20 protein-coding genes are annotated in these 22,296 nt (G+C 71.7%); 10 read left to right on the top strand and 10 right to left on the bottom strand.

Going from position 1 to position 22,296, the window contains the following annotated elements; genetic code table 11:
- Nucleotides 1-205 precede the first annotated feature (205 nt).
- The 5 genes from ACIBQ8_RS43455 to ACIBQ8_RS43435 all read left to right on the top strand — a co-directional run bounded on the left by ACIBQ8_RS43455 (nt 206) and on the right by ACIBQ8_RS43435 (nt 7,535).
- Nucleotides 206-1,546, top strand: coding sequence for an extracellular solute-binding protein (locus ACIBQ8_RS43455; protein WP_397174359.1), 1,341 nt, complete (start codon nt 206-208; stop codon nt 1,544-1,546).
- Nucleotides 1,530-2,417, top strand: a complete 888-nt coding sequence (locus ACIBQ8_RS43450) for a carbohydrate ABC transporter permease (protein ID WP_397158481.1) — start codon at nt 1,530-1,532, stop codon at nt 2,415-2,417. Before ACIBQ8_RS43455 ends, ACIBQ8_RS43450 begins: the two co-directional genes overlap by 17 nt.
- On the top strand, nt 2,414-3,292 hold the full coding sequence (locus ACIBQ8_RS43445; RefSeq protein WP_358299433.1) for a carbohydrate ABC transporter permease: 879 nt from the start codon (nt 2,414-2,416) through the stop codon (nt 3,290-3,292). Before ACIBQ8_RS43450 ends, ACIBQ8_RS43445 begins: the two co-directional genes overlap by 4 nt.
- Before the next feature lie 4 nt (nt 3,293-3,296).
- A complete protein-coding gene (locus ACIBQ8_RS43440; protein ID WP_397195056.1) occupies nt 3,297-6,425 on the top strand; it encodes a glycosyl hydrolase in 3,129 nt (1,042 codons plus the stop codon).
- A 108-nt stretch (nt 6,426-6,533) separates the two neighbouring features.
- Nucleotides 6,534-7,535: a LacI family DNA-binding transcriptional regulator gene (locus ACIBQ8_RS43435; protein ID WP_397174362.1), complete on the top strand. Its 1,002-nt coding sequence runs from the start codon at nt 6,534-6,536 to the stop codon at nt 7,533-7,535.
- 54 nt (nt 7,536-7,589) lie between these two features.
- Here ACIBQ8_RS43435 and ACIBQ8_RS43430 read toward each other — a convergent pair whose 3' ends face one another.
- From ACIBQ8_RS43430 to ACIBQ8_RS43410, 5 genes are all read right to left on the bottom strand, one after another.
- A complete protein-coding gene (locus ACIBQ8_RS43430) occupies nt 7,590-8,309 on the bottom strand; it encodes a cupin domain-containing protein (protein WP_397174364.1) in 720 nt (239 codons plus the stop codon).
- A complete protein-coding gene (locus ACIBQ8_RS43425) occupies nt 8,306-9,214 on the bottom strand; it encodes a PmoA family protein (RefSeq protein WP_397195055.1) in 909 nt (302 codons plus the stop codon). The genes ACIBQ8_RS43430 and ACIBQ8_RS43425 overlap by 4 nt, the downstream gene beginning before the upstream one ends.
- Before the next feature lie 276 nt (nt 9,215-9,490).
- Nucleotides 9,491-10,675, bottom strand: coding sequence for an alpha/beta hydrolase family protein (locus ACIBQ8_RS43420; protein ID WP_397195054.1), 1,185 nt, complete (start codon nt 10,673-10,675; stop codon nt 9,491-9,493).
- Nucleotides 10,676-10,901: 226 nt separating this feature from the next.
- Nucleotides 10,902-11,297, bottom strand: coding sequence for an STAS domain-containing protein (locus ACIBQ8_RS43415; RefSeq protein WP_397195053.1), 396 nt, complete (start codon nt 11,295-11,297; stop codon nt 10,902-10,904).
- Nucleotides 11,297-11,680 (bottom strand): STAS domain-containing protein, encoded by a 384-nt coding sequence (locus ACIBQ8_RS43410; RefSeq protein ID WP_397174370.1) that lies wholly within the window; start codon nt 11,678-11,680, stop codon nt 11,297-11,299. Before ACIBQ8_RS43410 ends, ACIBQ8_RS43415 begins: the two co-directional genes overlap by 1 nt.
- A gap of 228 nt (nt 11,681-11,908) precedes the next feature.
- On the opposite strand from ACIBQ8_RS43410, the gene ACIBQ8_RS43405 reads away from it, so the two are divergent.
- Genes ACIBQ8_RS43405 through ACIBQ8_RS43395 form a run of 3 tightly spaced genes read left to right on the top strand, consistent with a single transcriptional unit; the run spans nt 11,909 to nt 13,025 of the window.
- The gene (locus ACIBQ8_RS43405) at nt 11,909-12,226 is read left to right on the top strand and encodes a helix-turn-helix transcriptional regulator (RefSeq protein ID WP_397174372.1); all 318 of its coding nucleotides are present in this window, start codon (nt 11,909-11,911) and stop codon (nt 12,224-12,226) included.
- Nucleotides 12,227-12,278: 52 nt separating this feature from the next.
- Nucleotides 12,279-12,851 carry a dienelactone hydrolase family protein gene (locus tag ACIBQ8_RS43400; protein ID WP_397195052.1) on the top strand — a complete coding sequence of 191 codons (573 nt, stop codon included), beginning with the start codon at nt 12,279-12,281 and terminating at the stop codon, nt 12,849-12,851.
- A 51-nt stretch (nt 12,852-12,902) separates the two neighbouring features.
- On the top strand, nt 12,903-13,025 hold the full coding sequence (locus tag ACIBQ8_RS43395) for a hypothetical protein (protein WP_358299463.1): 123 nt from the start codon (nt 12,903-12,905) through the stop codon (nt 13,023-13,025).
- 18 nt (nt 13,026-13,043) lie between these two features.
- Here the strand turns inward: ACIBQ8_RS43395 and ACIBQ8_RS43390 are convergent, their stop codons facing one another.
- The 4 genes from ACIBQ8_RS43390 to ACIBQ8_RS43375 form a co-directional block, all read right to left on the bottom strand.
- Nucleotides 13,044-13,529 carry a DUF4232 domain-containing protein gene (locus tag ACIBQ8_RS43390; protein WP_397174375.1) on the bottom strand — a complete coding sequence of 162 codons (486 nt, stop codon included), beginning with the start codon at nt 13,527-13,529 and terminating at the stop codon, nt 13,044-13,046.
- Between the two features lie 44 nt (nt 13,530-13,573).
- Complete coding sequence (locus ACIBQ8_RS43385; protein ID WP_397195051.1) at nt 13,574-14,386, bottom strand: hypothetical protein; 813 nt, start codon at nt 14,384-14,386, stop codon at nt 13,574-13,576.
- Nucleotides 14,383-14,574: a hypothetical protein gene (locus ACIBQ8_RS43380; RefSeq protein WP_397195050.1), complete on the bottom strand. Its 192-nt coding sequence runs from the start codon at nt 14,572-14,574 to the stop codon at nt 14,383-14,385. The genes ACIBQ8_RS43385 and ACIBQ8_RS43380 overlap by 4 nt, the downstream gene beginning before the upstream one ends.
- Before the next feature lie 169 nt (nt 14,575-14,743).
- Nucleotides 14,744-17,749 (bottom strand): M4 family metallopeptidase, encoded by a 3,006-nt coding sequence (locus tag ACIBQ8_RS43375; protein WP_397195049.1) that lies wholly within the window; start codon nt 17,747-17,749, stop codon nt 14,744-14,746.
- 540 nt (nt 17,750-18,289) lie between these two features.
- Here ACIBQ8_RS43375 and ACIBQ8_RS43370 point away from each other — a divergent pair.
- Entirely contained in the window at nt 18,290-18,550 is a 261-nt protein-coding gene (locus ACIBQ8_RS43370; protein WP_397195048.1) for a hypothetical protein, read from the top strand.
- Nucleotides 18,547-20,787 (top strand): hypothetical protein, encoded by a 2,241-nt coding sequence (locus ACIBQ8_RS43365; protein ID WP_397195047.1) that lies wholly within the window; start codon nt 18,547-18,549, stop codon nt 20,785-20,787. The genes ACIBQ8_RS43370 and ACIBQ8_RS43365 overlap by 4 nt, the downstream gene beginning before the upstream one ends.
- A 15-nt stretch (nt 20,788-20,802) precedes the next feature.
- On the opposite strand, the gene ACIBQ8_RS43360 is transcribed toward ACIBQ8_RS43365, so the two are convergent.
- Nucleotides 20,803-22,218, bottom strand: a complete 1,416-nt coding sequence (locus ACIBQ8_RS43360) for an amino acid permease (RefSeq protein WP_397174385.1) — start codon at nt 22,216-22,218, stop codon at nt 20,803-20,805.
- Nucleotides 22,219-22,296 lie beyond the last annotated feature (78 nt).

Here is a 22,296-nt window from a genome sequence, read left to right as displayed (position 1 = left end):
TCCGGACTCTTGACAAAGTACCAGGATCAGCACGACCATGGCGATGGTCAACCGGTTGACCATCGCCACCAAATCCGCCGGCACGCCACTGCTGCCCGCGTGAGCCCCCAGCGGTCACGACACCGCCGAGCTCGATCGCCACCATGCCCGCAAAGAGGGATTCGTCATGCTTTATCACAAAAACTGGCGGCTCGCCGGTATCGCGATGACCGGAATCATAGCTCTCACCGCGTGTTCGTCCGGACGTCCCGACGCCGGGACGGACCCGGACGCCAAGGTGACGATCCACGTCGGCAACATGCCCACCAAGGACAACGCCGACAATCTCGCTCTGTTCACCAAGCAGGTCACGGCCTTCCAGAAGCTCCACCCGAACATCACGGTGGTGGGCGAGGAGACCAAGTTCGACCCGCAGACGTTCGCCGCCCTCGTCGCCGGCGGCTCGATGCCCACCACGATGCAGGTGCCGTACACCAACATCCAGCAGCTCGCCCTCAACGGCCAGGTACGCGACATCACCGACCTGGTCAAGGGCGACGCGGTGCTCTCCAGGCTCAACCCGGCCGTCGCCAAGCAGACGCAGAACGCGGAGGGCCACACCTTCGGCGTCGTCTCGGCCGCGTACACGATGGCCTTCATCTACAACCGGGCGCTGTACGAGAAGGCGGGCCTCGACCCCGACACCCCGCCGAAGACCTGGGACGAGGTGCGCGCCAACGCCAAGGCGATCAGCAGGTCGAGCGACGCGGCCGGCTTCACGATCGCGACGACGACCAACTCCGGCGGCTGGATCCTCACCACGATGGCCTACGCCAACGGCAGCATGATCCAGCAGCGCCAGGGCGACACCGTCACGTCCACGATCGACGCGGCCGGCGTGCAGGACGCGCTGACGTTCCTGCACGACGTCCGGTGGACCGACCAGGCCGCGGGCAAGAACTTCCTGCTGAGCCAGGACGACATGCGCAACTCCATCGCCGCCGGGCGGATCGGGCAGACCGTCCTCGGCGCCGACCTCTACCGCGACCTCGTCGGCAACCGCGACATGCCCGGCGACGACCTGGGCATCGCGCCGCTCCCGCAGTCGGCCGCCGGCATCGGCACGCTGGGCGGCGGCGACATCGCCGTCGTCAGCCCCAAGGCCGCCCCGAGCGAGGCGGCCGCCGCCCTGGAGTGGGTGAAGTTCCGGTACCTGAACCGCTTCCTCGACCAGCAGGCCGCCGTCGAGTGGGCCGAGACCTCCAAGGCGGGCGGCCTGCCCGTGGGCGCGCCCGAGGTGCCGCTGTTCTCGCCGGAGATCTACGACCGCTACCTGACCTGGGTCTCCGGCTACGTCAACGTCAAGCGAGACAACTACCGGGCCTACTTCGACAGCCTGGGCAGACTGCCCATCCTCGGCGAGCCGCCCGTGGCCGCGCAGGAGACCTACGCGCTCCTCGACGCCGTCACCCAGCAGGTCCTCACCAAGCAGGACGCCGACATCCCTGCGGCGCTCACCCAGGCCCGGACGGACGCGCAGGCGCTGATCGATGCCGCCGCTCAGTAGGTGGACCCAGCGCGGCGGCCTCGGGAAACTCCTGTTCACCGCGCCCATGCTCATCGTGTTCGGGCTGTTCTCGTGGTGGCCGATCCTGCGCAGCCTGGTCCTCAGCTTCCAGCGCACCAACCTGGTCACCGACCCCACCTGGGTCGGGCTGCGCAACTTCAGCAGGGTGCTCGCCGACCCGCTGCTCGCCACCGCCGCCTGGAACACCGTCTGGTTCACCGCGCTGGCCCTGGTCGTCGGCTTCCCTGTGCCGGTGCTGCTCGCCGTGTTCATCGGGGAGCTGCGCCGGACGCGGACGATCGCCAGCGTGCTCGTCTACGTGCCGATCATCATCCCGCCGGTCGTGGCGGTGCTGCTGTGGAAGCAGCTGTACGACCCGAGCGAGCACGGCCTGCTCAACACCGTGGCAGGCTGGGCCGGGCTGGGACCGTTCCCCTGGCTGCAGAGCGCCGAGACGGCGATGCCCAGCATCGTCGTCCAGGCGACCTGGGCGGGCTTCGGCACGACGACGATCATCTACGTCGCCGCGCTGATGTCGGTGCCGCCCGAGCTCTACGAGGCGGCCGAGCTCGACGGCGCCGGGGTGCTGCGCCGGGTGTGGCACATCACGCTGCCCCAGCTGCGCCCGGTCATCCTGCTCATGCTGATCCTCCAGGTCATCGGCACCTTCCAGGTGTTCACCGAGCCCTACGTCATGACCGGCGGCGGGCCGGACAACAGCACGGTCACGCTGCTCATGCTGATCTTCAAGTACGCCTTCGTCGCCGGCGACTTCGGCAAGGCGACGGCGCTGAGCCTGATGCTCGCCGTCTTCCTCACCGCCCTGTCGGCGGTGTACCTGCGCGCGACGAGGGGGTGGAAGCACTCGTGAACGAGCGTGGCATCCTGTCCAGCGGCGAGCGGCGCAGGCCGGCGACCCGCGTGGTGTTCACCGGGCTGATCGTGGCCGTGCTCGCCTGCCTCGCGATCGTCGCGGCCGGGCCGATCCTCTGGCTGGCCAAGTCGGCGGTGTCGACCTCGCAGGACATCCTGCGCGACCCGTTCGGCTGGTGGCCGAGCGGCATCCGGTGGGACAACCTGGCCAGGGCGTGGAACGGCATGGACATCGGCCGGGCCCTGGCCAACACGGTCTGGATCGCGGCCGGCAACTGGTTCTTCGGCCTGCTGGTCGCTCTGACCGGTGGCTACTCCCTCGCCATCCTGCGGCCGAGGTACGCCGGGGTCGTCTCGGCCGCGGTGATGGCCACCCTGTTCATCCCGGGAGTCGTCTCCCTGGTGTCGCTGTACCTGACCGTGATCGACGTGCCGGGCGTCGGGGCCAACCTGATCGACAGCTACTGGGCCGTGTGGCTGCCCGCCGCCGCGCACGCCTTCAACGTGCTGCTGGTGAAGAACTTCTTCGCCGAGCTGCCGAAGGAGGTCTTCGAGGCGGCCAAGGTCGACGGCGCCAACTCCTTCGAGGTGTTCCGGCGCATCGTGCTGCCGATGTCGCGGCCGATCATCGCCGTCGTCTCGCTGCTCACGCTGGTGTCGGCCTGGAAGGAGTTCCTGTGGCCGCTCCTCGTGCTGCCCTCGCCCGATCTGCAGCCGCTGTCCGTCGTCCTCTACAAGATCTCGGCCACCGCGGAGACCAGCACGCTCATCGCCGCCATGTTCATCGCCGTGATCCTCCCGCTGGTCTTCTTCCTGCTGTTCCAGAAGCAGTTCCTACGAAGCGCCGGCCGCGCCGGCGCCGTCAAGGGGTGACCCGATGAAAACACTGTCAGCGCTCCTCCTCGTCACCACCGCGTTAGCCGCCCCGAAACTCCCGTACTCCAACACCTTCGACCCGTGGGCCATCAGCAGGAGCGGCTCGGCCGAGGTCGCCTTCACCGCCACCGCGCAGGGCCACACCGGGTCGGCGGTGCGCATCGTCAACCAGACGCCGAGCAGCCCGAACACCTACGGGCAGCTCGCCCAGACCGTGCCGGTCAAGCCGGGCACGCTCTACCGGTTCACCGCCTGGGTGGCCTCGGAAGGGCTGTCGAAGGCGGCCGCGCTGCAGGCGGTGCTGAGCCCGGACAGCACCCAGCGCTTCAACTTCCCGATGGGCGCCTACGACTGGCGCCAGGTCTCCTGGACCTACACCACCCCGGCCACCCAGACCAGCTTCTCCCTGCGCATCGTCTCCCAGGACGTGACCCCCGGCGTACGGCTGGACGACCTGACCATGACCGAGGACGGCAGCGGCCGGAACCTGCTGGCCAACCCCGGCTTCGAGGAACACTCCACCTACTTCGGGGTCATGAACGACTCCCTGCTCTTCGATCCCGGCAAGGCCGCCCTGGAACTGTTCACCGACGCCCAGAACCCGGCCCCCGCCCCCTGGGCCGTACAGGACGCCCGGGGGGCGCAGGTCGCGAGCGGCACGGCCGCCTTCACCGGCGGGAACAGCGTCGTGGACCTGGCCTCGCTGCCCAACGGCTTCTACACCTTCACCTCCGGGACGCTGAGCACGAGCTTCGGCATCGTGCCGCCGATGCCCGCCGAAGCGGCCGGCTCGCCGTTCGGGGTCGGCCTGCACGGGTACGAGCAGGAGCTCATCGACGGCATCGCGCGCATCGGCTACACCCACTCACGCAACGACGTGGGCTGGTCGGCGGTCGAGAAGCAGGCGGGCGTCTACACCTTCGACCGCTACGACGCCGGATTCGCCGCCCTGCACGCCGCCGGGATCGAGCCGCTGCCGATCTCGGCCTACCGCAACCCGCTCTACGACGGCAACCGCACGCCCAGCTCGCCCGAGGGACTGGCCGCCTACGGACGCTTCACGGCCGCCGTCAACCAGCACTTCGCGAGCTACACCCGGGCGACCGAGGTCTACAACGAGTTCAACATCAACTTCAACGACGGCCTGTGCGGCCGGACCCCCGCCTGTTACGCGCAGCTCCTCCAGGCCGCCGCCGACGCCAAGCCGCAAGGAGCCCGGCTCGTGGGCCCGGCGATCTCCGGCGCCTCGGCCGACTACGTGCGCCAGGTGCTCGAACAGGGCGGTGCGCAGGCGCTGGACGCGGTGTCCGTCCACCCCTACCGCCACCCCACGCCGCCCGAAGGCATGGACACGCAGATGGCGTCGCTGAGCCAGGCCATCGACGCCGCCGCCGGCCGCTCGCTCCCGCTGTGGCTGACCGAGTACGGCTGGCCGACCCACACCGCGGGCGGCACGACCGACGCCATGCAGGCCGACTACCTGGTGCGCTCGGCGGTGCTCTCCCTGGCCGGCGGCGCCGACCGCCTCTACTGGTACGACGCCCGCGACGACGGAACCGATCCGAACAACCAGGAGCACAACTTCGGCGTCTTCGAGGTCCGGCGCGCGACGGCCCGCTACGCCGCCGAGCCCAAGCCGGCCGCGGTCGCGCAGGCGGTGATGGCGGCCGAACTCGCCGGACGCACGATCACCGAGCGGGACACGCTGGACGCGACCACGTACTCCTTCCCCTTCAGGAGCGCCGCGGGCGACCTCGTCCGCGTCATGTGGGCGTCGGACGGCCCGCGGACCGTGACGCTGCGCACCGCCCAGCCGCTCACCCTCACCGACCAGTACGGCGTGCCCGCCAGCCTGAGCCCGCACGCCGGGGCCGTCCAGGTGACCCTGACCGAGCACCCGGTCTACGTCAGGGGCCAGGTCGACTCCCTCGTCCTCGACCCCGCGCCCGCGATCACGCTGAAGACGTCGCCGACCGTCGCCGACGGCGAGGGCATCGAGGTGCGCGCGGTCGTCGACCGCACCGGCCGCAACTGCCGCGCCGTCCCCGCCAAGGTGACGATCACCCTGGACGGGCGGCGCCACGACGTCAAGGTCAAGGGCTGCGGCACCGCCGAGACCGTCTTCGACCTCCCCGCTCCCGCGGGCGGCAAGGCGAGCTGGGTCACCGGCTGGGCCACGACCGGGAACGAGAAGGTGGCACGACTCGCGACGCCGACGATCAGGGTCACCACCCCCGTGGTCGCCGCCATCGGGGTCGACCTCGTCCGCGACGGCGGCTACCGGGCGCAGGCGTCCGTCTCCCTGTCCAACACCTCCCGCAGGACCCCCGTGACGCTCGACGGCATCACCTGGACGCTCGGCAAGGAGTCGGGCACGATCGACGACACCACCACGCTGCAGCCCGGCAAGCAGGTCTCGCACGCCGTCCCGCTCCCGTCGCTGCGCGTGTGGGAGCAGGGCTACCTCGACGTGTCCGTCAGGCTGCGCGGCCGTCCGGCGCTCCAGCTGCGGCAGTCCGTCGGCGCGGGACCGATCGAGCCCGACACGGCCACCACGGTTGCGCCGATCGACCTGGCGGCCGACGCGACCTGGTTCCGCTACACCGCCGCCTGGGGCGGTGCCGCCGACCTCGGCGGCCCCGTCCGGATCACGCAGACGGCGACGGGGCTGCGCCTCCAGGCCATGGTCCAGGACGACGTGTTCACCCAGAAGAACCCGGCGGGCAACCTGTACAACGGCGACTCCATCCAGCTCTCCCTGTCGCCCGCGCTCCCCGGCGCCTCCACCGAACGCACCGAGATCGGCCTGGCGCTGACGCCCGGCGGGCCGGCCGCCTACACCTTCGCCGCCTTCGGCATCGCGATCACCGGCCCGACCCCGACGGAACGGCTCGCGGTGACCAGGACCGGCGTCACCACCGCCTACGACGTCGTCCTGCCCTGGCAGAGCCTGGGGCTCAACGGACCTCCGGCCGGGGTGTTCGCGCTGTCCCTGCTGGTCAACGACGACGACGGCCCCGGCAGGAAGGGCTATCTGGAGTGGTCGTCCGGCATCGGCCACAGCAAGGACACCGGCCGGCACTTCCCCGTACGACTCACCAGCGGCCTCCAGGGGTCGTCCGGCTCCTGAGGGCTCCACGAGGGCCGGGGCGACGGCGAGGTGATCGATCACTTCGTCGTCGTGCGGCGCGCGGGCGACCGGCTAGGCTGTGACGCGCAGCGCGAGGAGAGGGGGCCCTTGGACGAGGCTGAGACGCCGCGCCTCACGATCCACGAGGTGGCCCGGCGCGCGGGCGTGTCGCACCAGACGGTCTCCCGGTACTTCAGGAAGAACGAGACCCTGCGACCGGCGACCCGCGCCAGGATCGAGCTGGTCGTGCAGGAGCTCAACTACCGGCCGAACCTCGTCGCGCGTTCCATGCGCACGCGGCACACGAACCGGCTGGCGGTCACCCTGCCCGCCTCCGACTACCTGTGGCCGGCGCGCATGCTCCGCGCCGCCGCGGCCGCGGCGCACGCCGAGGGCTTCCAGCTGGAGGTGCTCAGTGTCGAGGGAGATCCGTCGGCCAGGGCGGAGCGGGTGCTGGAGCTGGCCGGCTCCGGGCAGGTCGAGGGCGTCCTGTCGCTGACGCCGCTGGAGATCGACCCGGCCGCCTCGCCGGTGCCCGTCGTCGTCACGGGCGACTACGACGACCACCTGCGCGGGACGAACGAGCTGGCGGACGCCTCCCCGGTCGAGGAGATCATCGACTATCTCGCCTCGCTCGGCCATCGGGTCTTCTTCCACATCGCGGGCGCGCAGAGCTGGGCCTCGGCCCGCAACCGCAAGCTCGTCTTCGAGCAGACGATCGCGCGCCGCGGGCTCGTCTCGTACGGCGTCGCGCTCGGTGACTGGAGCTCCCGGTCCGGCTACGACGCCGTTCGCGGTCTGCCCGACGGCTGTGGCGTGACCGCCATCGTGGCCGTGAACGACCACGTGGCGATGGGGGCCGTACGCGCGGCGCTGTCACGGGGCTGGCGGATCCCGGGCGACGTCAGCGTGTTCGGCTGGGACGACGAGGAACTGGGACGGTTCGCCACCCCCTCCCTGTCCACCGTTGCGGTGGACAGGGAGGTGCAGGGGCGGGAGGCGATGGCCCGGCTCATCGCGGCGGTGCGCGGCGAGCCCGCGCCGCCTCCGCCCGACCGGTCGATCAACCGGGTCATCGTCCGCGAGACGGCCGGTCCGGCGCCCGCCTGAGCACCGGCCCGCACGCCGGCGCCGAGCCAGCCGCAGGACCCGCCGGCCGCCCGATCAGGGGAGTGGCGCCCACGTGCGCAGCCGGCCGCACATGCCGAAGGCGCGAGGGCCCGGCGCGGGCGTGGTCCGCACCACGGCGGCCTGCCCGAGATGGGCGGGATCACCACCAGCGATCGCGTCGAGCTGTGACGCCGTGCGCTCGGTCTCGGCGGCGACGGTCTCGTCCCACAACTCCTTCCAGGACGCCACCCGGGGACGCACGATCGCCGCCGCCAGCCGATGGAAGTCCGCCAGCGCCTGCCCGCCGCGCTCCTCGGCGTCCGCCACCAGCCGCCGGAACCCGGTGACCGCCAGGTCCCTGCGGGCCCGCGCGGCCGCCGCCCGTTCGTCCTCCGAACAACCCACCGGCAGCGTCGCCGCGGCGAGATAGGCGTCGCGGTCGCGCAGGACGTCGGCGGGGAAGGTGAGCACGGCGTCCCCGGCCTCGGGCAGGCCCGCGTTCTGCATGATCACCAGCAGCCGGAGCCCGTCCTCGTTGACCAGGCGGTGAATCGTCCCGGGCGAGAACCACAGGACCGTGCCCGCTTCGAGCCGGTCGCGGGCGAAGCCGGCGGCGCTGAGGGTGTGCACCTCCCCGCGGCCGGCGGTCACGACGTACGCCTCGGTCGAGACCGTGTGCAGGTGCGGCGTGCCGCCGTGCACACCGTCGGCGCACTCCCAGTCGTAGACCGCCAGATCACTGACCGAGGTGCCGCCGGGGAACAGCGGGGTCACAGCGCGAACTCCGTGCCGAGTTCGTCGAGCTCGGCCCGGTCGCACATGTGGTCGATGAAGACGTAACGGTGCGCGAGTTCGAGGGTGTCGCCGTCGGCCAGAGCGATCTCCTCGTCGAAGGAGGGGGAGGGGCTGATCACGGCGAACGCCTCGCTGCGGACGAACCACTTGATCGGCGCCGGCGCGCTGGAGTGCCCGGCGACGGCCAGCACGGTCCCGCCGCCGTCGATCCCGTCGTGCTGCCCGACCACGGCCAGCCATGGCGCCTCGACGCCCATCATCTCCTCGCCGCCCAGACCACCGGCCCCGATGATCGTGCCACCGGTCCAGGACCTGGGGCCGCGCCAGAAGTAGCCCGCGTACCCGGCCATCGGCCGGCCGTGCGTGGTGGGGCTGCCGAAGTCGAGCGTGGCGCCGCGGACGTTGTGCAGCGACGTGGTGAAGTCCAGGGCCCAGAGGCCGCGCGCGCGGTCCACGCCGTGGAAGACCTGGCGGCGCCGCTCGGTGATCCAGTGCTCGCCCCGGGCCGAGAGCCAGTGCAGGCTCTCCTCGACCACGACCCGCTTGCCGTCGGAGGTGACGTCGGTGAAGGCGAGGTGGTTGATGTGGCCGTGGTTGTCCTGCCAGTGGTAGTCCCGCTCCGCCGAGAAGGTCGGGCCGCCCCAGAAGTTCTGCCCCGACAGGTGCGCCCAGGTCATCTGCAGGCCCTTGTGCCAGCGGTGGTCGTGCGGTCGGTAGACCGACATGGGCGCGCCGGACAGGCTGCGGATGGGGTGGAGGTAGGGCTTGGGTGACTCGGCGTCGGGAGCGTCCGGCTGGTGGACGTACCGGGCGATCCGCACGGCTCCGGCGATGATGGCCAGGGCGTCGTCCTCTTCGCGGATGGCGAGCGTGGTGTCGGGCATGGGCGGGTCCTTCTGCTGGGGACGGAGGGCGGCGGCGGGCGGAGCGTGGCCGCCGCCGGGGAAGTGCATGGCCGGTGCGTGGCCGGACCGCCGCTCCCGGTCTCCCGCCGGCCGCGCCACGACGCCGCGCGGAGAGGGGCCAAGAGTGATCGATCACTTTTGCTTGATCAAGCTATGCCGACCGCTCCTCGGGGTCAAGCCCGTGCCCAGGGCTCATGGCGGGGTTCCGGCCGGCGGCAGCGCCGGCTCGGACGTCACGAGGTCAGGCCAGGGAACTCAGCGGGCGATCATCTGCACCTCGGGGAACCGTGAGGACGGCTTGCCGAGCAGGGTGCCTTCGCGTCGAAGATGCAGATCGAAGAAGGCCCTGGTGTAGGCGCGGGTGACGGCCACGGAACGCGCCGCAGAAAGCGTCCCGTTCACCGCTCGCAACTGCTCCTTCGACAGGCCCATCGCCGCGGCCGCCTGCTCGTACACCACTGGCAGGTCGGTATAGGAATTGTGCTTGGCGCCGTTGGTCCGCACGTGCAGCCGCCAGCCCTTCAGCCGGGACCAGAAGGCCTTCTGCCCCCGGATGGGCTTGTCGAAGATCTCGGCCTCCATGAGCATGTACGGCTTGGCCAACCCCTTGGCGGCCACCTTGCCGAGGGCGGGTCCGTCCAGGTTCAGCACCGCCTTGATCCGCCGGTCCGCCAGCATCGTCGCGGCGGCCGTCGCTCCTCCGGCGGAATGGCCGAACATCCCGACCCTGCCCAGGTCGAACGCGCCCCGCAGCCCCTCCGGCAGCGTCCGGCGTTCAGCGTCGGGGTTCTGCCCCTTGTTCAGCTCCCTGAGCCGGTCCAGCACGAAGCGCGCGTCTGCCACCCGCACCTTGATCTCTTCTGCCTTCTCCGCCAGCCGGCTCACCGGGACCGGCTTCAGCGCGCGGCCGGTGACCGTGCCGTCGGGGAACTCCACCTCGCCGGCGTCGCCCGGATGGTCGATGGTGACCACCATGTAGCCCCAGCTGGCCAGTTCCTCGACCGTGGTGGTGTTCATGGAACGGTCGGCGCCGTTGCCGGGCGAGAACAGGACGACGGGCAGCCCCCGGCCGGCCACGCGGGCCCCTTCGCGGCCATGGGTCAGGGGCAGGCCGACAGCCGCGGGCGACAGGCCGTTGCCGCGGTAGAAGGCCTCGGCGGCGCGAGGTGGCAGCCAGGGTGCGGCGGGGTGGCCGTCCGGACGGCGCGTGGGGTACCACAGGCTGACCATCAGCTCACGCCGGTCATGGGCCTTGATCCACGGGTCGGCCCTGGAGCCGTCACGCAGGTGCAGTGTGACAGTGCCGATCTCGCGTGGGCCCGTCGGCTGCGGCAGGGTCACGGTGACGGGCTTCGACCTGGCCTGTACGGCGGGTCCGGTGAGCAGGAGGCCGACCGTCACCGCGGCGGCCAGACCCCGTCGGAGAAGTGCGTGATTCATGACCGCCACGCTAGGGAGGCGCAGCGCGCAAAAACTCCGTACCGGAGATGATTTCGGCACTCATGCACATGAACGAAGCCGCCGTCCACCTGGAGGGGAGGGCACGGCCGGCTGGGCCTGGACACCGAGTGCACTTCCTGCTAGCGACGGCGAATGTCGTCGAGCAGGTGGTGGGGCAGCACCCGTCTTCGGCGGCCGTCGATGACGACCGGCGGCCACGCGACGGTCAGACGGCCTCGGAGGGCTCGCCGGGCTCGTCCGGCTCGCCGGGCCCCGCGTCCCGGAGCGCCTCCACCGCGGTGACGGCCTGGGAGAGGCGGTCGTGGATCGTCACGAGCTCGACGGTGCCGGTGATCTCCAGCAGCCGGGACACCGTGGGGTGGAGGCCGGCCAGGTGCACGTCGACGCCGTGCGCGCGGGCCAGCGTGGCGGCGGCGAGCAGCACGGACAGGCCGGAGCTGTCGAGGAACGTCAGCCGGTGGGCGTCGATGATCAGGTGCTCGTCCAGGCTGCGGCGCACCTGGTCGAGGTAGGTCTCCAGGTGGCCGGAGGCGGTGGCGTCGACCTCGCCGGCCACCGTGATCACGGTGATCCCCGGCAGGTAGCTGCTGGCCAGGTGCATCACAAGCGCTCCACATCATCCGGCAGCCGGTCAGGCCGGGCGTCCGCGGCCGCGCCGACGGCCTCCTCCACGCAGGCGTGGATGTGCAGCGTGTCCCACACCCCGGTGATCTGCAGGATGCGGGCCGGGATGTCGCGTACGGCGGCCAGGCGCAGGCTCCCGCCCGCGTCGTGGACGTCGTCGTGCGCCCGCAGCAGCACGTGCAGGCCGCTGCTGTCCATGAAGGTCAGCTCGCCCAGGTCGAGGATCACGGACCGGCCGGGGCGATGGGCGTCGCGGATGGCGGACTCCAGGCTTTCGGCGTTGGTGGCGTCGAGCTCACCGGAAACCGTGACCAGCGCGCCGGCCGGAACCGGCCGGCAGTTCATGCTGAGCACTGACATGGCGGCCTGGTGGCGGCGCTCGGCGCGACGGCGAGGTACGTCTGGGTGGCGGACATCTGTTGTTCCCCAAGTGGGCCTGGCCGGTCGGGACGGCGTCGGAGCCGCCCCACGACCCAAGGTTAGGGGCGAAGAGGGTTGCAGGAAAGAGCTTTCGTCATAAGATCTTCAGGTAAGCATTTCCGTCCGCCCCGCGGATCCGGGACGTCCAGGCAGAAAGCGTCAGAGGCTGTGCCCGACCCTGAAGACCATCCGGCGACGTGGACGTTCCTGACCCATCACGCCCGCGTGCTGGTGGAGATCGCCCGTGACCCCGACGCCCGGCTGCGCGACATCGCCGCCCGCATCGGCGTCACCGAACGCACGGTCCAGAACATCGTCTCCGACCTCTACCAGGCCGGCTACCTGACCCGCGAGCGGATCGGCCGGCGCAACCGCTACAGCCTCGACCTCGACCGGCAGTTCCGCTACCCGACCGAGGCCGGGCTGCCCGTCCGCCTGCTGATCGACATGTTCACCGCCCACGACCTGCCCGCCGACCACGGCTGACCCGCCGCCACCGGGGCCGGGCCTGCTCGCCCAGGGCCGCTAAGCTGCGCGTATGGCGCGGATTCTCCTCCTGCACTCGATGTACGGCCTGCGGCCCGCCGTCCACCAGGCCGCCGACAGGCTCCGGGGGGCGGGGCACGAGGTGCACGTCCCCGACCTCTACGACGGCCGCGTCGTCGACACGCCCGAGGAGGGCATCGCGATCAAGGAGGAGATCGGCAGCGAGGAGCTGCTGAAGCGGGCCATCACGGCGGCGGCCCCGCTGTCCGGCGACGGCCTGGTCTACGCCGGTTTCTCCCTCGGCGCGGCCATCGCGCAGAACCTCGCGCTGGGCGACGAGCGCGCCCAGGGGCTGCTGCTCATGCACGGCACCTCCGACATGGCCGAGGGCGCCGCCGCCGACGACCTGCCGGTGCAGCTGCACGTCGCCGACCCCGACTTCTACGAGCCGGTCGACTGGCTCAACGCCTGGTACCTCCAGATGCGCCGGGCGCGGGCCGACGTCGAGGTCTTCCGCTACCCGGGGGTCGGCCACCTGTTCACCGACCCCGGCCTGCCCGACTACGACGCCCCGGCCGCCGAGCGCGCCTGGACGGTCGCCCTCGACTTCGTCGCCGGCCTCTGACCCCTGCCCAGGCCCCGGTACGACCCCGGCCGCCCCGGGTAGGGGCCGGGCATGAGGTTCGGGAACTGGGAAGTGCGACCGCTGGGCGGCTGGCCGGGCTGCCTGGCGATGATCCTGATCTCGCTGCTGCTGTCGGCCGTCCTCACGGTCGTCGTCAACTGGCTGCTGCGCTGACCGGCCCCCGTGCGGGCGTCAGGCCAGCGGGGTGACGTCGAGCCGTCCGGCGTCGCACACCTGGCCGGCGTCGAAGGGCACGTTCAGGTACGACTGTTCGTCGGGCGGGATGACCAGCAGGCGGGCGGGGGCCGGGCAGGCGGTCTCGGCGCCGGTCTCGACGGCCGTCCAGTGCAGCGTGGCGCGGGCGCTGCCGCCCGGCTTGACCGTCACCCGGTGCTTGGGGCCGGCGGTGCGGCGGACGCGGGTGCGCAGGGTGTCGCCCTGCTTGTCGATCATGATCAGACCGGGGTGGCCGTACAGGGTGCAGGGAGTGCGTGAGCCGTTGGTGAACACCAGCGGCGCGTTCCTGTTGCCCGCGCCGGCGTCGATCGCGCCCAGGCGCACCTGGAGCTGGGCGGCCGAGCAGCGGCGGACGGGGGCGGACTCGCCGGCCAGCGCCGGCGCGGCCCCGCCCGCCAGCAGCAGCCCGGCCACGAGCGTGGCGGTGGTGAAGCGTCTCATGTGGTGTTCGACGCAGGAACCGCGGTGAAAGTTACGCCCGGCCGTCAACTCGTCCGTCCAGCAGCGTCAGGACGACGGCGGAGGCGAGGAAGGCGGCGCTGAACCACCGTCAGCGCCGCCACGGTCGCCCGCACCGGGCGGACGGTGCCGCGCAGGACGGCCACCAGCACGAGCAGCGCGACCCCGCCCACCCCCGCGAGCAGGTCGAACCCCAGCCACGCCAGCGCCGCCGGCACGCTGACGGCGCCCTCGGCGACCACCTGCTCGACCGCGCCCCTGGGGCCGATCCAGAACGGCATCCCGCCCGCGAGGTTGACGGCCGCCGGGACCAGCGGCAGCACCACCGCCGGTGCGACCAGCCACCACGGCCGGGCCGGGATCCGCGCGGGCGGACGCCGGGGCCCGAACGGCGACGCGGGCAACCCGGCCAGCTCGTGCGCCGAGCGCGCCTGCCACGCCAGGCCGACGACGCCGAGCGCGCGGAGCCCCCAGAAGGTCAGCACCGCGAGCGGCACGGCGTCGGAGGACGCGAACGACGCCGGCTGGACGAACGACGTGGCCAGCGACAGGACGCCCAACGCCACGGTCGTCCGGCTCCAGCGCGGATCCCGCGCCTGGGCCGTCAGCAGCAGCGCCAGCCACGCCATCCCCGGCACGCCGTGCAGCAGGGCGACGTCGAAGAAGATCATGCCAGGCTGGAACAGCAGGGCCTGGGAGAGGGTGAGACCGAGGCCGGCGAGCACGCCCGCCGCTCCCAGGGCGAGCATGAGCCACCGCGCCCAGGCCGGAAGAGCGCCGCCCACCGCCCGGGAGAACAGCCAGACCATCGCCCCCTGGACGATCGGCAGGGCGATCAACCGACCAGCACCAGCAGCGGCGCCAGCCACGAGGAGACGTCCGGGCTCGGCCCCCACCAGCCGGCGACGGCGAACCAGAGCAGGGACACCTCGCCGGTGACCAGCGCGAAGACCCCGAGGCCGCCGACGAGGACCACGTAGGCCACCGCGAGGGGCATCGCGACCAGGCCGAAACGGTAGCGGCGCACGGGCACTCCACCCGGAACAGGGGAACGGGGCGCCCACCCTACTGAAGGGGCCTGAACTTGATCAAACAGTGCCGGAGCGTCCGGAAACCAGAACGGAGGGGGTCCGGTGGGACCCCCTCCGCTCCGGCCCTCAGTCACCCCCCGGGTACGTGGGGCGCCGGGCGGACCGTCATCCGATCCGCTGCCACAGAGCCGGGACGACGTCGGGCGTCCAGTCCGGCTGCGAGGTGTGGGCGATCACGCAGCGGTAGCGGACACCCTGGTAGGTGACCTCGTCGCCGGCGTTGTAGGAGTGCCATTCCTGCCAGGTGTCACCGCCGCCGCCGCCGTTCACCGTCAGCGAGAACGACGTGCCGTGGCTGGCGGAGCCGTTCGCGTTGAGGGTGATCGTGTACGTCTGCGCCGGCGTGCTCGACGACGTGGTCACCGTCACCGTGGACGACTCGCCCGAGCTGATGGACGACGGGCTGAAGGTCACGGTCGCGCCCGGCGGCACGCCGTCGGCCGCCAGCGTGAGCGGGATCGGCCGCCCGGTGGTGACCTGCGTGCTCAGCGTGGTGGTCGCCGTCGCGCCCGCCGTGACGGTGGCCGACGACGGGTCGGCGGCGACGGTGAAGTCGCCCGCCGGCGTGCCGCCGGTGACCGTGAGCGCGTAGCTCGCCGTCTGCGTCTGGGCCGTGCCGGCGGCCGTCACGGTGATCGGGTACGTGCCGTTCTTCGCCGTCGCGGCCACCGTGAAGGTCAGCCTGGACGACTGGCCCGACTGGATCGTGGCCGGGTCGAAGGCCGCGGTGACGCCGTTCGGCAGCTTGGCCGCCGACAGCGTGACCTGCTGGGGCTGCCCGCCGGTCGTCGCCGTGTTCACGGTGGTGGCCGCGGTGCCCCCGGCCGTCGCGGTGCCCGCCTCCGGGTCGAGCCGGACGGAGAACGCGTCCGGGTCACCGGGCCGGGACACGGTCAGCGTGTAGTTCTGCGTCTGCGTCTGGGCCGTGCCCTGGGCGATCACCTGGACGGTGTACGTCCCGGCCGGCACGGAGGACGCCGTCGCGAGCGTCAGCGCCGACGACTGGCCCGACTGGATCGTGGCCGGGTTGAACTGGGCGGTCACGCCCGCCGGGAGGGTGCCCGTCCTGAGCTGGATCTGCTGGGCGTTGCCGCTCGTGGTCGTGGTGGTCAGCGTCGAGGCGGTGCTGCCGCCCGCGTCCACGGACCCCGACGTGGGGCTGAGCGCCAGCGAGAACTGGTCGGGGATCGGCCGGTTGACGGTGAGCGAGTAGTTCTGCGTCTGCGTCTGGGCCGTGCCCTGCGCGGTCACCTGGACGGTGTACGTCCCGGGGGTCGCGTTCGCCGCCACGTCGAGGGTCAGCGTGGACGACTGGCCCGACTGGATCGTGGCCGGGTTGAACTGGGCGGTCACGCCCGCCGGGAGGGTGCCCGTCCTGAGCTGGATCTGCTGGGCGTTGCCGCCGGTCGTCACCGTGCTCAGGGTCGTGGCGGCCGAGCCGCCCGGGTCGGCCGCGCCGGAGCCGGGGCTCACCTGCAGCGAGAAGGTGTCCGGGTTGGCCACGCAGGTCGGGTCGCTGGTGCCCCGGACGCTCACGGCGTCCCAGGCCGACTTGACCGCGTTGAACTCCACGCAGCTGTTCGGGAACAGCGCCTTGGCGGCGTTGAGCGAGGCCACCCGCGCCTTGGCGTGGGTCCACGGCTGCGTCTTGGCCTGCAGCGTGCCCATGAAGATCTTGCCGGCCTTCTGGATGCCGATGCCGGTCACCGAGGACGGTCCGCCGGAGCAGATCGGGCTGCTGGGCTTGCCGCCGCCGGGGTTGTTGCCCTCGGCCAGCAGGTAGAACCAGTGGTTCTGGGGCCCGGCCGCCGCGTGCACCTCGGTGGTGGGGATGGCGGTGCTGTAGCAGTTGGGGTCGCCGACCTGCGACGGGTTGTACATGTACCGGATCGGGCCGTTACCGACGAGGTTGACCTCTTCGCCCACCTGGTAGTCCGGCGGGTCGTTCGGGTTGTTGGCGTACGCCTCGGTCAGCGCGCCGAAGATGTCGCCCGTGGACTCGTTCAGGCCGCCGACCTCGTTGTTGCCGGTGTCGCCGCCGGGGGTGTTGGTGAAGACCGAGTGGCCGAACTCGTGGCCGACGACGTCCATCGGGGTGGCCTGCTGGTTGCCGGCCTGGTTGTGACCGAAGGTGGTGTACGAGCCGTTCCAGAACGCGTTGACGTCGTTCAGCCCGACCCGGATGGGGAACGAGCGGCCCGTCCCGCTGTGGCCGTTGCGGCCCAGCCAGTCGCGCAGCATGTTCCATTCCATCTGGGCGGCGTACAGCGCGTCCACGCAGGCCGTCTCCAGGTCGGTGCCCGAGCCGTTGCCCCACGAGTCGCTGCTCTTGGTGTAGGCCGACCCGTTCTGGCCGCCGCACTGCAGGCCCGGCCTGGTGGTGTCCACCATCCGGTACGAGCCGGCCGAGCCGCTGGTGTCGATCGTCACCGTGCCGTCGTAGAAGCCGCGGCCGGTGCCCTCGTGCACCTTGTCGAACTTGTCGATCAGCGAGCCGGAGCGCGCGTCCACGAACACGTCGAGGATGCTGGGCCTGCCGGTGGCCGTCCGCCCGGTGACCTGGACCCGCCAGGCCAGCTTGGGGGTGGCGGTGGTGGCGTGCACGACCAGCTTCGCCGTGGTGACCTCGTCCACCTGCGGCAGCAGGGCTCTGGCGGTGGCCGCCGCCTGCCTGGCCGTGACCGAGGCGTCGGTGCCGACCTTGATCTTCGCGGTCTGGCCGGTGACCACCTGCTGGATCACCTGGCCGGCCCGGTCGGTGCCCACGACGACCTCGCCGCCGTAGACGGGCAGGCCCTTGTAGGTGCGTTCGTAGGTCAGATATTGCAGGCCGTAGGTTCCGGCGACGTTGGACGAGAGAGTGAAGGCGTCGCCGGAGCCCTTGTGCAGGCGTTCGGCTCCGGCGGCGAGTGCCGCGTCGGCGTTCACTTTCGCGCGGTCGCGCGATTTGGCGTCCGCCGGCGCGAACGCCGGGGGTTCTGCCTTGGCGACGGTGGTCGCCGCGGTGGATAAGTGCGCCTGCGAGGTGGCGCCGGCGGCGCCTGTCATCGAGGCGGTAAGGGCCGCCGCCGCCAATACGGCGATGGCGCCCGACTTGAACGTGCTGTTCACTCTGGGTGACTCCTCTCACATGTCCCCGGGGGTGTGGGGATCGAAGGAGCCCTTTGGCTGGGGCTTGATTAAAGCTGTCACCCAGGGAGGTCAGGCGAACAGCTCACAAATTTCCATAACGCCACGGTATGCCGGGGGCACCGGCAGATCCGGCTCCACAAATCCTTGATCTTCAGCAAATAGACGCTGATATCCTCCGAAAAAAGGGCGGGGCTTGAAGGGCGGTGAGCACACGTGCGGCACGCACCGGAGACGGCAGACCGGATCCACGCCTGGAAACGGATCGCCCTCAACGCCCCGGACCCGGAAGCCGAGCCGCTACGCCCGAAACCGGAAGCCGACGCCGCCCTTACACCGGCCCCCGCTTCGACCGCCGCCCCTGCTCCCGCTCCGGCCCTCACTTCGGACCCTGCTTCGGACCCCGCGTCGAACCTCGCCTCGGCCCCCGCCATGACGTCGGTTTCGGCCGCTCCACCACCGGCTGCACCACCGGGTGCTGCACCGGCCACCGCATCGGCCCCTGCGGCGGTCTCCGTATCGGTGGGCGCGCTGCCGGGGGTGCCCGAGCAGCCCGAGCGGTGGTCCGGCACGCTGACGTCCGGCCAGGTCCTGCTGGTGGGCACCGACGGCTTCGGTGATCCGCTGGGCGACGGGGACGTCCGGGTCGGTGCGCTGTTCGCCGAGCATCTGGCCGAGCCGCCGTCCCCGCTGCGGCTGGCGCACCTGCCCGGCTTCTCCGGGAAGGCGTTCGACGGTGACCGCACGCCGCTGGCCCCGTGGCCGAGGGACGCGGCCCGATGAGCGACTCGACAAACGACCGCCCGGCGAACGGCCCGGCGAACGGCCCGGCGAACGGCCCCCCGAGCGGCACTGACCGGGCGGATCTCGTCCTCGGACGGCGTCTCGCGCAGGGCAGCAGGGGCACGGTCCATGAGTTGCCCGGCCGCCGGATCAACGGCCAGTTCGAGGTCGTCTACAAGGAGTACGACCCCGCCGTCCTGCCCGGACTCGACGCGGACGTCCTCACCGAGATGGCCGGACTGATCGGGCGGCTACCCGGATGGGACGCGGCCTGGTTGTGCGACAAGGCCGCCTGGCCCGCCGAGATCGTCGTGTCCGACGGCGCGGTCCGCGGCTTCCTCATGCGCTCGGCGCCCCACCGGTTCTCCTTCGACCTGCGCACGCCATCGGGAACCGAGCGCCGACCAGCCACGATGCAGCTCCTGCTCGACGACGCCCACGACCTCGCCCACGACCCTGCCCATGTCAGCGCCGACGGCCCTGCTCACGACCCTGCCCAGGTCGGCACCGATGGCCCTGCCCACGTCGGCGCCGACGGCCCTGCGCACGTAGGCGCTGACGACCCCGCCTACACCGGCGCCCATGACGGCGCCCATGACGGTGCTCACGGCGGTGGCATCGGTCGGCGGGTTGGTGACCGTGACCGCCTGCTGTTGTTGGCCGATCTGGCTGACACGCTCGCCCGCCTGCACACGATGGGCATCGTCGTCGGCGACCTGTCGCCCGAGCACCTGCTGTTCGCCACGGAGGGCCCCCGGGAGTGCTTCCTCATCGGCTGCGACGCGCTGCGGCTCGCCGGGGCTACGGCATTACCCGAGGTGGAGACGCCCGGCTGGGAGATCCCCGCCGACGAGCCCGAGGGCACGCCGCAGGCTGACGCCTACAGGTTCGCGCTGCTGGCGGTACGGCTCCTGGCCCGCGACCGGACCTCCACGGACCCCGGCCGGCTGGCCGCCGTCGCCCCCGGGGCGGCGGATCTCGCGGCGGCGGCCCTTCACGGGCCAGCGGACGAGCGGCCGCGTCCGGAGCGGTGGGCAGAGGAGCTGCGGCAGGCCGCCTCGTCGGCCACGACCGCGCCCACCCAGGCACCGCCTCCACGACCCCCGCACCTGCCACCGCCACCTCCGCCGCCACCTCCACTGGCGCCCCCGCCGTCATCCCCGCCGTCGTCCCCTTCGTGGTTGTCACCGGCACCGCCGCAGGGCCCACCGCTTCTGCCGCCGCCGTCACCTTCGCTGCTGTCATCGGCGCCATCGGAGGGGCCGCCGCATCTGCCGCCGCCCTCGCCCTCAGTCCTGCCGCCGGTACCGCCGCAGGGGCCGCCGCTTGTGCCGCCGTCGCCGCTGCCGCCGCCGCAGGGGCCTTTGAGGCCGCCGTTTTCCGGGGCTGGGGGGCCGCGCCCGTCCGGTGCTGGTCTCAGTACGGGGATGAAGGTCGGGCTCGGGGCTGGTGTGGGAGTGGTCGGGGTGGTGCTTGCTGTGGCGGCTGCGGTGTTCGTGGTCTCCGTGGTGAAGGATCTCGGCGCGGGGCGCGGGGGCAGCGGGCTGACCGTGGCGTCCTCCGGCTCGCCGGACGCGGTCGTCCCCACGCCGTCGCCGTCGCCGTCATCGGCCGATCCGGGGCAGAGCGAAGAGCCCACCGTCACGCCCACGCTTGAGCCGCCCACCGAGGAGCCGTTCGACCCGGGGGACCTCGACCGCCAGGACACCGACCCGACCCCGATCACCCCGAGCGCCCTGCTGCCCGGCTCCTTCACCACGGCCAAGGGCGTGCGCTACACCCTCCGGTCGAGCGGCGTGGACAAGTGCCCGGACGCCTACCACGCGGCCAACGTCCGCTCGGTCCTGCGCAAGGCGCGCTGCTCCAAGATGGTCAAGGGCTCGTACGTCAACCCCGGAGCCCCGGGGAACAAGCGCATCATGGTCTCGGTGTGGGTCGTGCCGCTGAAGAACGACGGCCGGGCCGACACCGCGTACGCCCGGCTCGACGACGCCTACGCCGACGCCTGGGGGATCGTCTGCCCCAGGAAGGGCCCCGGCTCCGGGCTGTGCCACTCGACGAGCTGGAGCAGGGCCCAGACCTGGGGATGGGTCGGCTACACCCACCGCTACCTGCTGCACACCATGGCCGTCTACACCAACCGCGCCAACTCCACCAGCACCCGGCCGTGGCTCAAGGACGCCTCCAAGGCCGCGTACAAGGCGATCGGCCCCAAGGTCTACCAGGACACGAACTGACCCCGGAGCCGGACGTCAGTCGCGGCGGTTCAGCGCCGAGTGGCGGCGCCCGTAGGCGAAGTAGATCACCAGCCCGATCACGAACCACACGACGAACCTGAGCCAGGTCAGCGGCTCCAGGAACGTGATCAGCCACAGGGAGAAGAGCACCCCGATCGCCGGCACCACCGGCATGCCCGGCATGCGGAAGCCGCGCGGCAGGTCGGGACGCCGGTAGCGGAGCACGATCACCGCCGCGCAGACCACCACGAAGGCCAGCAGGATGCCGATGTTGGTCAGCTCCGCCGCCTCCCTGATCGGCAGGAACCCGGCGATGAGCGCGGAGCCGACCCCGACGATCCAGGTCACCCTGGACGGCACGTGCCGTACGGGGTGGAGCTTGGCGAACCAGGACGGCAGCAGCCCGTCCCGGCTCATCGCGAACCACACGCGGGTGACGCCCAGCATGAACGTGAACATGACGGTCAGGATGCCGACGATGGCGCCCACCGCGATGACGCTGGCCAGCCCGGTCAGCCCGACGGAGGCGAACGCCGAGGAGAAGCCGCTCTCGGGGTCGATGTCCTGGTAGTTCTGCATGCCGGTGAGCACGAGGCAGGCCAGCACGTACAGGACCATCGAGATGGCCAGGGAGTAGAGGATGGCCTTGGGCATGTGCCGCTGGGCGTCCTTCGACTCCTCGGCCGCCGTGCTCATGGCGTCGTAGCCGAAGACGGCGAAGAACACGGTGGCCGCGCCGGTCACCGCCCCGCCGAACCCGTAGGGGAAGAACGGCGTGTAGTTGGCGGTCTTGATGTAGAAGAAGCCGACCACGATCACCAGCAGCACCACCGCGACCTTGATCGCGACGACGAACGTCTCGAACCGGGCGGCCGACCGCATGCCGAGGTTGAGCAGGAACGCGATGAACAGGCACAGGATCCCGGCGAACAGGTCCACGACGTGTCCCGGCCCGGTGCCCGGCGCGCCGAGCATCCAGGCGGGCAGGTCGATGCCGAGCTGGCCGACGAGGAAGCCGAAGTACCCCGAGATGCCGATCGCCACGACCGCGACGATGGCGGTGTACTCCAGCAGCAGGTCCCAGCCGATGAACCAGCCGACGATCTCGCCGAGCACCGCGTAGCCGTACGTGTACGCCGATCCGGCCTTCGGGATCATGCCGGTGAACTCGGCGTAGGAGAACGCGGCGGCGGCGCTGGCGATGCCGGCGATCAGGAACGAGATCACGACGGCGGGCCCGGCGGTCTGGTTGGCGACGGCGCCGGCCAGCGCGAAGATGCCGGCGCCGATGATGCCGCCCACCCCGATCGCGGTGAGCTGCCAGAGCCCGAGCACGCGGTTGAGCTCGCCCTCATGCTCGGTGGCGATCTGTTCTACCGGTTTGCGGCGGAATATCCCGGACCCGCCGCCGAAGCCTCGCGCAGACGTCATGGCGGGGTCCTGCCCTGACAGGAAGCCCGCCATGCGCATGACGGCGGAAGTCGGACAGACCAGCTCGAAGGAGCCGGT

The organism is Nonomuraea sp. NPDC049646 (genome assembly GCF_044465525.1).
Classification (GTDB): Bacteria; Actinomycetota; Actinomycetes; order Streptosporangiales; family Streptosporangiaceae; genus Nonomuraea.
The sequence above is the reverse complement of the archived record's forward strand: the minus strand, read 5'-3'. Positions and strand labels throughout refer to the sequence as shown.

Bases quoted from the DNA above. Each gene is read 5' to 3' on its own strand.
- ACIBQ8_RS43395 (WP_358299463.1), top strand. From the start codon at position 12,903: ATGAGGTTCGGGAACTGGGAAGTGCGACCGCTGGGCGGCTGGCCGGGC.
- ACIBQ8_RS43425 (WP_397195055.1), bottom strand. From the start codon at position 9,214: ATGCCCGACACCACGCTCGCCATCCGCGAAGAGGACGACGCCCTGGCC.
- ACIBQ8_RS43365 (WP_397195047.1), top strand. From the start codon at position 18,547: ATGAGCGACTCGACAAACGACCGCCCGGCGAACGGCCCGGCGAACGGC.
- ACIBQ8_RS43450 (WP_397158481.1), top strand. From the start codon at position 1,530: ATGCCGCCGCTCAGTAGGTGGACCCAGCGCGGCGGCCTCGGGAAACTC.
- ACIBQ8_RS43360 (WP_397174385.1), bottom strand. From the start codon at position 22,218: ATGACGTCTGCGCGAGGCTTCGGCGGCGGGTCCGGGATATTCCGCCGC.
- ACIBQ8_RS43455 (WP_397174359.1), top strand. From the start codon at position 206: ATGACCGGAATCATAGCTCTCACCGCGTGTTCGTCCGGACGTCCCGAC.
- ACIBQ8_RS43390 (WP_397174375.1), bottom strand. From the start codon at position 13,529: ATGAGACGCTTCACCACCGCCACGCTCGTGGCCGGGCTGCTGCTGGCG.
- ACIBQ8_RS43420 (WP_397195054.1), bottom strand. From the start codon at position 10,675: ATGAATCACGCACTTCTCCGACGGGGTCTGGCCGCCGCGGTGACGGTC.
- ACIBQ8_RS43415 (WP_397195053.1), bottom strand. From the start codon at position 11,297: ATGCACCTGGCCAGCAGCTACCTGCCGGGGATCACCGTGATCACGGTG.
- ACIBQ8_RS43440 (WP_397195056.1), top strand. From the start codon at position 3,297: ATGAAAACACTGTCAGCGCTCCTCCTCGTCACCACCGCGTTAGCCGCC.
- ACIBQ8_RS43400 (WP_397195052.1), top strand. From the start codon at position 12,279: ATGGCGCGGATTCTCCTCCTGCACTCGATGTACGGCCTGCGGCCCGCC.
- ACIBQ8_RS43410 (WP_397174370.1), bottom strand. From the start codon at position 11,680: ATGTCAGTGCTCAGCATGAACTGCCGGCCGGTTCCGGCCGGCGCGCTG.